12 protein-coding genes are annotated in these 12,370 nt (G+C 72.6%); 6 read left to right on the forward strand and 6 right to left on the reverse strand.

Annotated elements, in window-relative coordinates; genetic code table 11:
• The first annotated feature begins 107 nt into the window (after positions 1-107).
• Complete coding sequence (locus ACFCY7_RS36885) at positions 108-554, forward strand: DUF2550 domain-containing protein (protein ID WP_376490450.1); 447 nt, start codon at positions 108-110, stop codon at positions 552-554.
• Between the two features lie 143 nt (positions 555-697).
• On the opposite strand, the gene ACFCY7_RS36890 is transcribed toward ACFCY7_RS36885, so the two are convergent.
• The 3 genes from ACFCY7_RS36890 to ACFCY7_RS36900 all read right to left on the reverse strand — a co-directional run bounded on the left by ACFCY7_RS36890 (position 698) and on the right by ACFCY7_RS36900 (position 4,494).
• Entirely contained in the window at positions 698-2,455 is a 1,758-nt protein-coding gene (locus ACFCY7_RS36890) for a glycosyl hydrolase family 18 protein (protein ID WP_376490460.1), read from the reverse strand.
• A 210-nt stretch (positions 2,456-2,665) separates the two neighbouring features.
• The gene (locus tag ACFCY7_RS36895) at positions 2,666-3,319 is read right to left on the reverse strand and encodes a response regulator (RefSeq protein ID WP_376490451.1); all 654 of its coding nucleotides are present in this window, start codon (positions 3,317-3,319) and stop codon (positions 2,666-2,668) included.
• Entirely contained in the window at positions 3,316-4,494 is a 1,179-nt protein-coding gene (locus tag ACFCY7_RS36900) for a sensor histidine kinase (RefSeq protein ID WP_376490452.1), read from the reverse strand. Before ACFCY7_RS36900 ends, ACFCY7_RS36895 begins: the two co-directional genes overlap by 4 nt.
• A 161-nt stretch (positions 4,495-4,655) precedes the next feature.
• On the opposite strand from ACFCY7_RS36900, the gene ACFCY7_RS36905 reads away from it, so the two are divergent.
• Positions 4,656-5,279, forward strand: a complete 624-nt coding sequence (locus ACFCY7_RS36905) for a hypothetical protein (RefSeq protein WP_376490453.1) — start codon at positions 4,656-4,658, stop codon at positions 5,277-5,279.
• Here the strand turns inward: ACFCY7_RS36905 and ACFCY7_RS36910 are convergent.
• Genes ACFCY7_RS36910 through ACFCY7_RS36920 form a run of 3 tightly spaced genes read right to left on the reverse strand, consistent with a single transcriptional unit; the run spans position 5,196 to position 7,313 of the window.
• Positions 5,196-5,768 carry a cob(I)yrinic acid a,c-diamide adenosyltransferase gene (locus tag ACFCY7_RS36910; protein WP_376490454.1) on the reverse strand — a complete coding sequence of 191 codons (573 nt, stop codon included), beginning with the start codon at positions 5,766-5,768 and terminating at the stop codon, positions 5,196-5,198. The genes ACFCY7_RS36905 and ACFCY7_RS36910 overlap by 84 nt on opposite strands.
• Positions 5,769-5,781: 13 nt before the next feature.
• Entirely contained in the window at positions 5,782-6,531 is a 750-nt protein-coding gene (locus ACFCY7_RS36915; protein ID WP_376490455.1) for an ABC transporter permease, read from the reverse strand.
• 8 nt (positions 6,532-6,539) lie between these two features.
• A complete protein-coding gene (locus ACFCY7_RS36920) occupies positions 6,540-7,313 on the reverse strand; it encodes an ABC transporter ATP-binding protein (protein WP_376490456.1) in 774 nt (257 codons plus the stop codon).
• 97 nt (positions 7,314-7,410) lie between these two features.
• Between ACFCY7_RS36920 and ACFCY7_RS36925 the strand changes: the two genes are divergently transcribed.
• The 4 genes from ACFCY7_RS36925 to ACFCY7_RS36940 all read left to right on the forward strand — a co-directional run bounded on the left by ACFCY7_RS36925 (position 7,411) and on the right by ACFCY7_RS36940 (position 12,319).
• Positions 7,411-8,112: a TetR/AcrR family transcriptional regulator gene (locus ACFCY7_RS36925; protein WP_376490457.1), complete on the forward strand. Its 702-nt coding sequence runs from the start codon at positions 7,411-7,413 to the stop codon at positions 8,110-8,112.
• Positions 8,113-8,188: 76 nt separating this feature from the next.
• Positions 8,189-9,037 carry a 3-hydroxyacyl-CoA dehydrogenase family protein gene (locus tag ACFCY7_RS36930; RefSeq protein WP_376490458.1) on the forward strand — a complete coding sequence of 283 codons (849 nt, stop codon included), beginning with the start codon at positions 8,189-8,191 and terminating at the stop codon, positions 9,035-9,037.
• Positions 9,038-9,163: 126 nt separating this feature from the next.
• Positions 9,164-9,487 carry an STAS domain-containing protein gene (locus ACFCY7_RS36935; RefSeq protein ID WP_030210572.1) on the forward strand — a complete coding sequence of 108 codons (324 nt, stop codon included), beginning with the start codon at positions 9,164-9,166 and terminating at the stop codon, positions 9,485-9,487.
• A 198-nt stretch (positions 9,488-9,685) separates the two neighbouring features.
• Entirely contained in the window at positions 9,686-12,319 is a 2,634-nt protein-coding gene (locus ACFCY7_RS36940) for an ATP-binding protein (RefSeq protein ID WP_376490459.1), read from the forward strand.
• Positions 12,320-12,370: the final 51 nt, after the last annotated feature.

Below are 12,370 nucleotides of genomic sequence, written 5' to 3' on the forward strand. Positions count from 1 at the left end.
GTCCGGAATTTTCCGGACCGTGCCGCGGCTGAGGCGATGCATATGCAGGTTGTATTCGGTTCGGCCGGCCGTGCCGGCTACGGGACGCAGCGAGGAGGTCGGTGAAGATGTTCCTCGCTCTGCTCGTGTGCGGCCTGGTCGTCGCACTGGTGGTGATCGGGCTCTTCGTCTTCGGCTTGCGCCGGAGACTGATCCAGCGTGCCGGCGGCACCTTCGACTGCTCGCTGCGCTGGGACGTGCCCGACGAACCGGATCTGACCGGCAAGGGCTGGGTGTACGGCGTCGCCCGTTACAGCGGTGACGAGATCGCCTGGTTCCGCGTCTTCTCGTACGCGCCCCGCCCGCGCCGGATCCTGGAGCGTTCGTCCATCGTGGCGCTCGAGCGCCGGATGCCGGAGGGCGAGGAGGAGCTCGCGCTGCTCTCCGACGCGGTGATCCAGCCCTGTATGTACGAGGGGGTGCGTCTGGAGCTCGCGATGAGCGAGGACGCGCGGACCGGTTTCATGGCCTGGCTGGAGGCGGCGCCTCCCGGGCAACGGGTGAATGTCGCTTAGATTCCCTTCCCGTTGAATGGGGGTCCCCCCGGACGAAGTCTGGGGGAGGGTGAACGTGGCCTAGTACGTGAGAAGCGCTGGTACGTGAGAAGCGGGGGACGGTGTGCTGCACCGTCCCCCGCTTCGGCGTTTCCCCGGAGGGGCTAGTTCAGGCCGGTGTTGATGGCGCCGACGAGTTCGCCGTTGCCGGTGTCACCGCTGAACTCCCAGAAGAAGGCGCCGCCGAGGCCCTGGTTCTTGGCCCAGCTCATCTTCGAGTTGACGGTGGCGGGGGTGTCGTAGCTCCACCAGTTGGTGCCGCAGTGGGCGTACGCCGTGCCCGCGACGGTGCCGTTGGCCGGGCAGGAGTTCTTGAGGACCTTGTAGTCCTCGATGCCCTGCTCGTACGTGCCCTGCGCCGGGCCGGTGGCCGTGCCGCCGGGGGCGGACTGGGTGACGCCGGTCCAGCCGCGGCCGTAGAAGCCGATGCCGAGGAGGAGCTTGTTCGCGGGGACGCCCTTCGCCTTGAACTTGGCGATCGCCTCGGCGGAGTTGAAGCCCGCCTGCGGGATGCCGGCGTACGAGGTGAGGGGGGAGTGCGGGGCCGTCGGACCCTTCGCCGCCCAGGCGCCGAAGAAGTCGTACGTCATGACGTTGAACCAGTTCATGTACTGTGCGGCGCCCGCGTAGTCGGCGGCGTCGATCTTGCCGCCGGTGGAGGCGTCGGCCGTGACGGCCGCGGTGACCAGGTTGTTGGCACCGAACTTGGCGCGCATGGCCTGCATCATGTTCTTGAAGGAGGCGGCGCCGCTGGTGTCGCAGGACAGGCCGCAGGCGTTGGGGTACTCCCAGTCGAGGTCGATGCCGTCGAAGACGTCGGCCCAGCGCGGGTCCTCGACCAGGTCGTAGCAGGACTGGGCGAAGGCGGTCGGGTTCTGCACGGCCTGACCGAAGCCGCCGGACCAGGTCCAGCCGCCGAAGGACCACAGGACCTTGATGTTCGGGTACGCCTTCTTCAGCTTGCGGAGCTGGTTGAAGTTGCCGCGCAGCGGCTGGTCCCAGGTGTCGGCGACGCCGTCGACGGACTGGTCGGCGGTGTAGGCCTTGTCGTAGTCGGCGTAGGCGTCGCCGATGGTGCACTTGCCGCCCTGGACGTTGCCGAAGGCGTAGTTGATGTGGGTGATCTTGGACGCGGAGCCCGAGGTCACGATGTTCTTCACGTGGTAGTTGCGCCCGTAGACGCCCCAGTTGGTGAAGTAGCCCATCTTCACGTGGGGGCCGGGGTCGCCGCCCCCGCCGCCACCGGTCGTGTGGACCGGGGTCGGTCCGGCGGCCGGGCCGATCTGGTCGATGGTGTCGTGGGCGACGACCGTGTAGTTGTAGTCGGTGCCGGCGGTCAGGCCCTGGTCGGTGTAGGTCAGGGCGGTCGTGCTGGTGACCTTGGTGCCGTCGCGCAGGACGTCGTAGTTCTTGATCCCCTTGTCGTCGGTCGCGGGGGTCCAGGTCAGCTTCACCGAGGTGTCGGTGATGTTCGAGGCGACCGGGGTGCCGGGGGCCGACGGCGGCATGTCGCTGGGCTGGCTGCCGTCGCACTGGGCGCCGTTGATCTTACAGCCGGTGGGTGCGCCCGGGCCCGCGCCGTTGTAGCCGAAGGAGACGGAGGCGCCGGGGGCGAGGGTGCCGTTCCAGCCGACGTTCTTGGCGGTCCAGTGGGTGCCGGAGCCGGTGACGGTGGCGTCCCAGGCGGAGGTGACCGAGGTGCCGGTGGGGTAGTCCCACTCGACGGTCCAGGAGCTGATGGTGGTGGTGCCGGTGTTCCTGATGGTCCAGTTGGCGCCGAAGCCGGTGCCCCAGTCGGACGTCTTCGTGTAGGTCGCCGTGGCCGAGGTGGCCGCTTCGGCGGGGGTGGCGAGGCCGACCATGGCGGCCAGCGGCAGGATCAGGGCGGTCAGGCCGGCGGCGGTCCGGCGTCTGAACCCTGATCTGCGCGTCGGTGCTTGAGTGCTCAACGGTGCTCCTCAAGTTGCGGACGGACAAGGTGGGGGTGGTCCGTGAAGATGCGCGCGCCCCGCGAGCGTAGGAAGGTCTGGACCAATCGTCAAGAGGTCCAGACCAACGTCGGCAATCTCCGACTAGACGCCCAACTCCTGTGCCAGCACCGCCGCTTGAACCCTGCTCTTCAGCCCCAGCTTCCCCAGCACCTTGCTGACGTGCGTCTTCACCGTCGCCTCCGCCATGTCCAGACGTACGGCGATCTCCGCGTTCGACAGCCCGCCGCCCAGCGCCGACAGCACCTCGCGCTCCCGGGGCGTCAGCGCCTCCAGCACGGCGGGATCCGTTCCCGAGGACGGCCGCGCCGGCCGTCCGGTCGCGGCGAACTCCGCGATGAGCCGCCGCGTCACCGCAGGGGCGATCATGCCCTCGCCGCGCGCCACCGTCCGGACCGCCTCGATCAGCTCGCGCGCGTCCGCGTTCTTCAGCAGGAAGCCGGCCGCCCCGGCCCGCAGCGCCCCGAACACGTACGCGTCGAGGTCGAAGGTGGTCAGCACCAGGACGTCGGCCAGCCCCTCCGCGACGACGATCCCCGTCGCCGTCACGCCGTCCATCCGGGGCATCTGCACGTCCATGAGGACCAGGTCCGGGCGGAGTTCACGTGCCAGCTCGACCGCCCGCTCGCCGTCCGCCGCCTCCCCGACCACCTCGATGTCCGGGGCGCTGCCCAGGATGAGCACCAGCCCGGCCCGTACCGCGCTCTGGTCCTCGGCGACCACCACTCGCACCGTCATGCGTTCCCCGTCTCCTCGTCCGCGGGCAGCTCCGCCCGCACCTGCCACACCGCTCCCGAGGCCATCGCGCGGAACTCCCCGCCGAGCAGCTCCGTGCGCTCCCGCATGCCCACCAGACCCGAACCCGTGCCCGGCGCGGTCGGCCCCGGGCGCTCCCCGTACGGCGAGTCGACGGCGACCGTCAGCACCCCGTCGGCCCGGCCGATCCGCACCCTGACGGTACCGGGGGCGGCGTGCTTGACCGCGTTGGTCAGCGACTCCTGCACGATCCGGTACGCGGCCAGCTCCACCGGCGCCGGCAGGGAGCCGCCCGGCGGGCGGTCGTCCTCCAGGACGAACTCCAGGCCGCCCGCGGCGCCGTTCGCCCGGGCCCGCGCGAGGAGGGTGTCCACGGCGTCGAGGCTGGGCACGGCCCCCGGCTCCCGCTCCCCGTCGCTGTCCCGGAGCAGTCCGATGAGCCGCCGCATCTCGGTGAGGCCCGCCACGCTGTTCTCCCGGATCACGGTGAGCGCCTGCCGGGTGGTGGCCGGCTCGTCGAGGGAGAGCGCGGCCGTGGAGTGGATCGCGATCGCCGAGAGGTGGTTCGCCACCATGTCGTGCAGCTCGCGCGCCATCCGGGCCCGCTCGGCCACCACCGCCTGGGTCCGGTCCATCTCGGCGAGCAGCGCGGTCTGCTCCGCGCGCAGCCGGGCCGCGTCCGCCGCGTTGCGGTGGTTGCGGACGACGGCGCCGGTCACGGCCGGCAGGAAGGAGATCATGCCGGTGATCACCCCGACGAGGAGCGCGAACGCGTTCTGCCACCAGATCAGCAGGACGACGGTGCCCCCGACCGTGATCAGGCCCGTCGTGTACGGGATGCGGCGGGCCGAGGCGGGCCGCCCGTACACGACCGCCGCGTAGACCACGTCCGTGAACATCAGCACCGTGGCGAGGCTGCCGTTGGTGAACTGGTCGGCCACGATGGCCAGGGTGCCGGCGGCCAGCGCCGTCCGGGGCGCGGTCCGGCGCAGCACCTCCGCCCCCGACATCACCGTCAGCGGGACCAGCGTCGCCCACCGCTGCTCGACGACGTGCGTCCCGGTCACGTACAGACCGAACCACCAGAGGATCACGCCGCCGAAGAATCCCGAGGCGGCGATGAGCAGGTCGATGCGGTGGGGGCGGGGGAGCGTCACGTACCCATCCAACACGCCCCCGCGGGCGCGGGCCTCCACGTCGGGGCCGATCCGCGCGGGTGCCGCCCTCCGTCGAACGATGTAGGCGGAGTTCGTCATCGGCGACGACGATCCGGGCCCGGAGCCGGGAGACGCTGAGGGGGAGCCGAAAGGGGAACGCCGTGATCGTCACGCTGATCGTCGTCTGCGAGGTCGCCTTCTGGGTCCTGCTGGCCGCCGGCCTCGCCGCCCGCTACCTCCTGAAGATGCCCCGGACGGGTATGGCGCTCCTCCTGTGCGAGCCGCTCCTGGAGGTCCTGCTCCTCGTCGTCACCGCGATCGACCTCAAGAACGGGGCCGACCCCAGCTGGAGGCACGGCCTCGCCGCCGTCTACATCGGCTACACCGTCGGCCACGGCCACCGGACGGTGAAGTGGCTCGACGGCCACGCCGCCCACCGCTTCGGCGGCGCGCCGCCGCCGGCCGGCCCGCCGCGGTACGGCCGGGCGCGCGCCCGCCACGAGGGCGAGATCTGGCTCGGCTCGGTCGTCGCCGCGGCCGTCGCCTCCGTCCTGCTGCTCCTCGCGGTCTGGTACGTCGGCGACGACGGGGACACCCGGGCGCTGCGGAGCTGGATCTTCTTCGCCTGGCGGGCGGTCGGCATCCACGGCCTGATCGCGCTCAGCTACGCGATCTGGCCGAAGAAGCCGCCGACCGGCGGGTCAGCGGTCCCCGCCCGGGACCCAGAGCACGTCCCCGACCTCCTTGTTCGCGGTCCGGGCGAGGATGAAGAGCAGATCCGATAGGCGGTTGAGGTAGGTGGCGGTCAGGGCGTTCATCGTCTCGCCGTGCACCTCCAGGGCGGCCCAGGTGGAGCGCTCGGCCCGCCGGACCACCGTGCACGCCTGGTGCAGCAGCGCCGCACCGGGCGTGCCGCCCGGCAGGATGAAGGAGCGCAGCTTCTCCAGGTCCTCCAGGAAGCGGTCGCAGTCGGCCTCCAGCTTGTCGACGTACGACTGCTCGACGCGGAGCGGCGGGTACTTCGGGTCCTCCACCACCGGGGTGCAGAGGTCCGCACCGACGTCGAAGAGGTCGTTCTGGACGCGGACGAGGACCTTCACGACGGCCTCGTCGAGCTGCCCGAGGGCCACGGCCGTGCCGATGGCGGCGTTGGCCTCGTTGGCGTCCGCGTACGCCGAGATCCGCAGGTCCGTCTTGGCGGTCCTGCTCATGTCGCCGAGGGCCGTGGTGCCCTGGTCGCCGGTACGGGTGTAGATGCGCGTCAGATTGACCATGCGGCCAGCCTAGTTAGCCGCGGGCGCTCCGGAACGTCCGTGTGCCGACCGTCACGGCCGACGCCGTCACGGCGAGGGCCACGAGCACCCCGTACAGCATGGTCGGCGTCGTGTAGTGGCCGATGTACGCCTCCCTGACCGCGTCCACCAGATAGCGGAACGGCATGAGGCGGGAGAGCGCGTCCAGCCAGTCGGGGGCGAGGGCCATCGGCAGCATCAGGCCCGACAGCAGCATCGCGGGCATGGCGAGCGTGTTGACCGCGGGGCCGAACTCCTGCGGGCTGGGGAGCTTCAGCGCCAGCGTGTACGAGAGCGAGGCGAGCGACGCGGTCAGCAGGGCCACGAAGCCGAAGCCGATCAGGACCCCGGCGACCGGCGCACGCAGGCCCATCGGGACGGCGACCAGGACGAGCAGGACCGCCTGGAAGACGAAGAGCGCGGCGTCCCGCAGGACCCGGCCGAGGAGCAGCGCGAGCCGGCTCACCGGGGTGGCCCGCATCCGGTCGAAGACGCCCCAGCCCTTCTCCATGATGATCGAGAATCCGGCGAACGAGGCGCCGAACAGGCCCAGTTGGAGCAGCAGGCCGGGGACGAGGATCTGCCAGGAGTCGCCCTCCCGGCCCAGTGGGAGACCGGTGAGCAGCGGCCCGAAGAAGAGCAGGTGGAGCAGCGGCATCAGGACGCCGAAGAGGATCTGGAACGGGGAGCGCAGGGTCTGGCGGGCGTAGCGCCCGAAGACGAGCGCGGTGTCGTGGAGAAGCATCAGGGGTCCTATACGGCTGCGGGGGTGGTGTCGACGGTGGCCGGGCCGCGCCCGGTGACGGCGAGGAACGCCTCCTGGAGGGTGGCCGCGCCGTGCGCGGCCTTGAGGGCGGCGGGGCTGCCCTCGGCGACGACCGTGCCCCGGTCGACGATCACGATCCGGTCAGCGAGGGCGTCGGCCTCGTCCAGGTAGTGGGTGGTGAGCACGACGGTGGTGCCGTGGGCGTCGCGCAGCCGTCGGACCAGCGCCCACAGGTCGGCGCGGCTGCCGGGGTCGAGGCCGGTCGTCGGCTCGTCGAGGAAGAGGAGCTCCGGCCGGTGGGTGAGGCCCATCGCGAGGTCGACCCGGCGGCGCTGGCCGCCGGAGAGCGCCGGGGTCCGCCGGTCGAGGAGCTCGGTGAGGCCGAGGTCCGCCGCGAGCTCCTCGGCGCGGGCCGCCGCGCGCGCCCGGGGCATCCCGTACAGCCGGCCCTGGGTGACGAGCTCGGAGCGGACGGTCTCCTGGGGGTCGAGGCCGCCGGACTGGGCGACGTACCCGATGCGGCGGCGTACGGCGACGGGTTCCTTCAGGAGGTCGTGGCCGGCGACCGTGGCGGCCCCGCCGGTGGGGGCGAGGAGCGTCGTGAGCATCCGCAGGGTGGTCGTCTTGCCGGCGCCGTTGGGGCCGAGCAGTCCGACGATCTCGCCGGGGCGGACGGTCAGGTCGATGCCGCGGACGGCCTCGACGGGGCCGCGCTTGGAGGGGAAGGTCCGGGCGAGCCCGGCCGTGCTGATGAGGGGCATGCCGACAGAAAAACAGAGTCACTGAAATTTTGCAACGACACCAAAAATTCAATGGCTCCGAAATTTCAGGGAGCCTAGGATTGCCTAGGATGGGCGCATGGCCGAGGGACTCAGGGAACGCAAGAAGCGCGAGACGAAGCAGCGCATCTCGGACATCGCGACGGGGCTCTTCCTGGAGCACGGCTTCGTGAGCGTCACCGTCGCCGACGTCGCCGAGGCGGCGGACGTCTCCGTCAACACCGTCTACAACTACTTCCCGGCCAAGGAGGACCTCTTCCTCGACCGGATGGACGGCGTCACCCAGCGCCTCGCCCGGATGATCCGCGGCCGCGACCAGGGCGAGTCGGCCGCGCAGGCCGTCCTGCGCGAGCTGCGCCAGGACATCGGGGCGGTGTCGCCCGCGTACGGACTCATGGACGGCTTCGACGCCTTCATGAACGTCATCGAACACGCGCCCACCCTCAAGGCCCGCCTCTTCCACCTGCGGGACCAGGTCCACGAGGCCGTCGTGACCACCCTGCGGGAGGAGACCGGCGCGGCCGCCGACGACCCGCTGCCGCTGCTCGTCGGCGGCCAGCTCGCCTGGATCGAGAGCACCGTCGTCGGCTACATCACCGGTGAGATGACCGTCGGACGCAAGGCGACCGCTGTCTCCCGCGAGGCCCTCGTCCTCCTCGACGAGATCGAGGAACTGCTGAGCGACAAGGTCCTGGCGTACGCGGTGCGGGAGGACCGAAGCCGCGGCGGGGGTGTCGCGAGTGTGACGTCCGTCAAAGAGGGCGTGACGCGCGTTACTTAGCGGTCACATGGCGCCCCGCGACCGCTAATCTCCGCCGGAGAGCCAGTCGTGAACAGGTGTTGAGGGGTGGAAGATCGTGGCCAGGAAGCTTGCCGTCATCGGGGCCGGACTCATGGGATCCGGCATCGCACAGGTCTCGGCGCAGGCCGGTTGGGACGTCGTCCTGCGTGACGTCACCGACGCCGCGCTGACCCGCGGCACCGACGGCATCAAGGCGTCGTACGACCGGTTCGTCGCCAAGGGCAAGCTGGACGCGGCCGACGCCGAGGCCGCCCTCGGCCGGATCACCGCCACCACCGACCTCGAAGCCGTCGCCGACGCCGACATCGTCGTCGAGGCCGTCTTCGAGAACCTCGACGTCAAGCACGAGATCTTCCGCTCGCTCGACAAGGTCGTCAAGGACGGCGCCGTCCTCGCCTCCAACACCTCCGCGATCCCGATCACCAAGATCGCCGCGGTGACCGAGCGTCCCGAGGCCGTCGTCGGCGTCCACTTCTTCTCGCCGGTCCCGATGATGCAGCTCGTCGAGCTCGTCCGCGGCTACAAGACGAGCGACGAGACCCTCGCCGCCGCCCGGGAGTTCGCCGAGTCCGTCGGCAAGACCTGCATCGTCGTCAACCGCGACGTCGCCGGCTTCGTCACCACCCGCCTCATCTCGGCCCTCGTCGTCGAGGCCGCCAAGCTCCACGAGTCCGGCGTCGCCACCGCCGAGGACATCGACATCGCCTGCAAGCTCGGCTTCGGCCACGCCATGGGCCCGCTCGCCACCGCCGACCTCACCGGCATCGACATCCTGGTGAACGCGGCCAACAACATCTACACCGAGTCCCAGGACGAGAAGTTCGCGGTGCCCGAAGCGATGCGCCGGATGGTGGACGCGGGTGACATCGGCCGCAAGAGCGGGCAGGGCTTCTACAAGTACTGAGCCGGACCCGCCACCCCGCATCACCCCGTGGGGTGAATTTCGGTGTCGGTTCGCTGACAAGGCGCAACGTATCTGCCGATGCGGCAGTCAGTTGTTGCGAAGACGGAGCACTCTCGGGGAGCGCATATGCACATCAGGGGCGACCATGTCGAGCTGGTCGTCGGGGGCCGCCTCGACGTCCGCAGCGCGGCGGACGCCCGTACGGTCCTGCACTCGGCGGTCGACGACGGAGTCGGCGACCTGGTGCTGGATCTGACCGGCCTCGACTCCTGGGACGCGACCGGGCTCGGCGTCATCATGGGCGCCCACCGGCGGGCGGGCCGCTGCGGCCGGCGGCTCGTCCTGCGCGGGGTGCCGCCCCAGATGCAGCGGCTCCTCGTCGCCACCCGACTGCACCGCATCCTCGCCATCGAGGGCGGCCTCGCCCTGGAGTCCCTGCCCCGGGTGTGACCCCCGGGGCGGCCGCCCGTCTGTGAAGCAGCTGTGTGAACCAGGCGTCACGCTCAATCCTCACAAGACCGTGACGTCTTGGTCTCCGAGGCACCCCGCCTGTTCCCGAGCGCCTGACCACGGTCTAGGGTTCGGTCGCCTGCACATTGACGGACCCATCCGGCGGGCACCGGACACCGCTTCTTGGGGGCTTGCACCATGGACCCGATCAACCGTGGGTCGGAGGAGTACGGGCACGACACCGAGGGTGACGAGACCCGCCAGGGCCGCGGCGTGCCCGCGCCGGTCCCCGTCCCCGCCCCCGCGCGCGCCCGCGTCGTCCAGCTCGTCTCCGGCGGACTGCTCCTCACCGTCAACCCCGTCGACGGCAGCGAGATCGAACCCTGCCCGCCGGGACGCGAACCCGCGACCCCCCGCCCCCGCACCGCCGAGGAGCGCGCCGAGGCCGCCCGCGCCGCCGCCCCGCCCGTCCCGGCCGGACCCGCCGCGCCCGCCCTGCCCCTGCTCGAACGGCGGGAGCAGCGCGAACAGCTCACCGCGACCATCACCCGCGGCCGCTCCGCCCGGCTGACCGGCCCCGCCGGATCCGGCCGCACCGCCCTCCTCGACGCGGTCGCCGCCGACTGCGCGGAGCTCGCCCCCGACGGCGTCGTGCGGCTCTCCGGCCACCACCGCACCCCCACCGAACTCCTCCACGAGCTCTTCGGCGCCGTCCGCCACGCCCCCGACCAGCGGCCCGACCGGGACACCCTCCTCGACCTGGTCCGCGACATCGGCGCCGTGGTCGTCGTCGACGACCTGGAGTTCGGCGGCGCCGCCCTCGACGAGCTCCTCGACGCGGCCCCCGAATGCGCCTTCCTGTTCGCCGCGGGACCCGACGCGCCCGCCCCCACCGCCGACGCCCCCATCGAGGAACTCCACCTCGACGGCCTCGGCCGCGGCGCCGCCCTCAAGCTCCTGGAGAGCGCCACCGGCCGCACCCTCACCGACGACGAGGCCAACTGGGCCGGCGACCTGTGGTTCGAGTCCGAAGGCCTGCCCCTGCGCTTCGTCCAGGCCGGCGCCCTGCTCCGGCAGCGCGACCGGCTGCGGGTCACCCCGGCCGAGTTCGACGCCTTCGGCGCCCTCGAAGAGGCCTTCGGACCCACCGACCCCGAAGCGGCCGCGGCCGTCGCCGCCGCGGCCTTCGACGGCATCGACGACCCCGACGTCGAACTGCGCGAGATACCCCTGCCGAGCCTCGGCGAGGGCGCCGCCCCCGCGGCCCTCCTCGCCTCCCGCCTCAGCCGCTCCGCCCAGGCCACCCTGCGCTTCGCCGTCGCCCTCGGCGGCGAGCTCCCGCACCAGGCCCACCTGCCGGCCCTCGTCGGCGACACCCACGCCGACGCCGCCCTCGGCGAACTCGTCGCCTGCGGCCTGCTCTCCCCGGTCGGCCCCCGCTACCGGCTCGCCGCCGGCGTCCTCACCCAGCTCCTCGCCCACGGGTACGAGCACGGGGCCGCCGACCGCGCCCACACCGTCGCCCAGCACTACGCATGGTGGGCCGCCCACCCCTCCGTCACGCCCGACCGCGCCGCCGCCGAGTCCGACGCGCTGCTCGCCGCCCTCACCGCCCTCGTCTCCGGCACGGCCTCCGGCGCCGCCACCGGTACCGGTACGGGCTCCGACGCCGCCGACGACGCGGAGCGCCGGGCCACCGCCGTCCTCCTCGCCCGCGCCGCCGCGCCCGCCTTCGCCGCCGGGCTGCACTGGGGTGCCTGGGAGCGGGCCCTGCGCGCCGGACTGGAGGCGGCCCGTCACACCGGGGACGTGGCGGAGGAGGCGTACTTCCACCACGAACTGGGCGTCCTCGCGATCCTCGCCGGCAACCTGGAGCGGGCCCGCGCCGAACTGGAGGCCTCCATCGGCATGCGCGGCGTGCTCGCCGACAAGCGCGGCACCGTCGCCGGCCGCCGGGCCCTCGCCCTCGTCGCCGACCTCGCCGGGGAGCACGGCACCCCGGCCGAGCCCCGCGCCGAGGAGCCCGTATCCCCGCCGCGCGGCGTCCCGGCCCTGCGCGGCCCCGCCGCCACCCGCCCCGCGCTCGGCCCGGCGGCAGCCACGGCCCCGCTGCCGGGCGGACCGGTCCGGGCGAAGCCGGCCCCGATGCCCGCGTTCCCGGCGTTCCCCGACTTCGCCGACGAGGGCCCGACGCTCCTCACGCGCCCCGACGCCGCCGAGGACGCCGGCCGTCCCGGCCTCAAGGGCGGCCTCCTCGCCGGCGCCCGCCGCAACCTCGTCGCGGTCGGCGCCGGAGCCCTCCTCGTCGCCGTCCTCGGCACCGTCGTGACCCTCGGCATCACCTCCGGCGACGACGAGGTGCCCGTCACCAACAGCGTCACCACCGAGACCACCGCGCCCGACGACGGCACCGCCGACGGCTCCGACGACGAGCCGCCGACCGACGGCGAGCCGGGGGAGACGGGCACGCCCACGGCCTCCGGCTCCCCGAGCCCCTCCGGCTCCGGCAGCGCGTCCCCGTCGGACTCGGCGAGCCCGGGCTCGTCCGACTCCGCCTCGCCCTCGGACAGCCCGACGGCGACGACCGGGTCGCCGTCGACCGGCACCACCCCGCCGACCGGACGGCCGACGCCGCCCCGGCCGTCGACGACGTCCTCCTCGCCCAAGCCGTCGTCGTCGACGCCCAAGCCGTCGACGTCCACCACGACCACGCCGCCCGACACGTCGACGCCCACGCCGTCCACGTCCACGCCGACCGGCAGCGAGGCCCCCGTCGGCATCGCCTCGTCCGCCCTCGGCGGCGGACCGTCCGCGACGGACACCCCCGCCTGACCCCGTACCGAGGGACGGGAACGACGAACGGCCCCGGGCGCGTCCTTCGCG

Origin of the sequence: Streptomyces sp. NPDC056361 (assembly GCF_042262805.1) — a bacterium.
GTDB lineage: Bacteria > Actinomycetota > Actinomycetes > Streptomycetales > Streptomycetaceae > Streptomyces.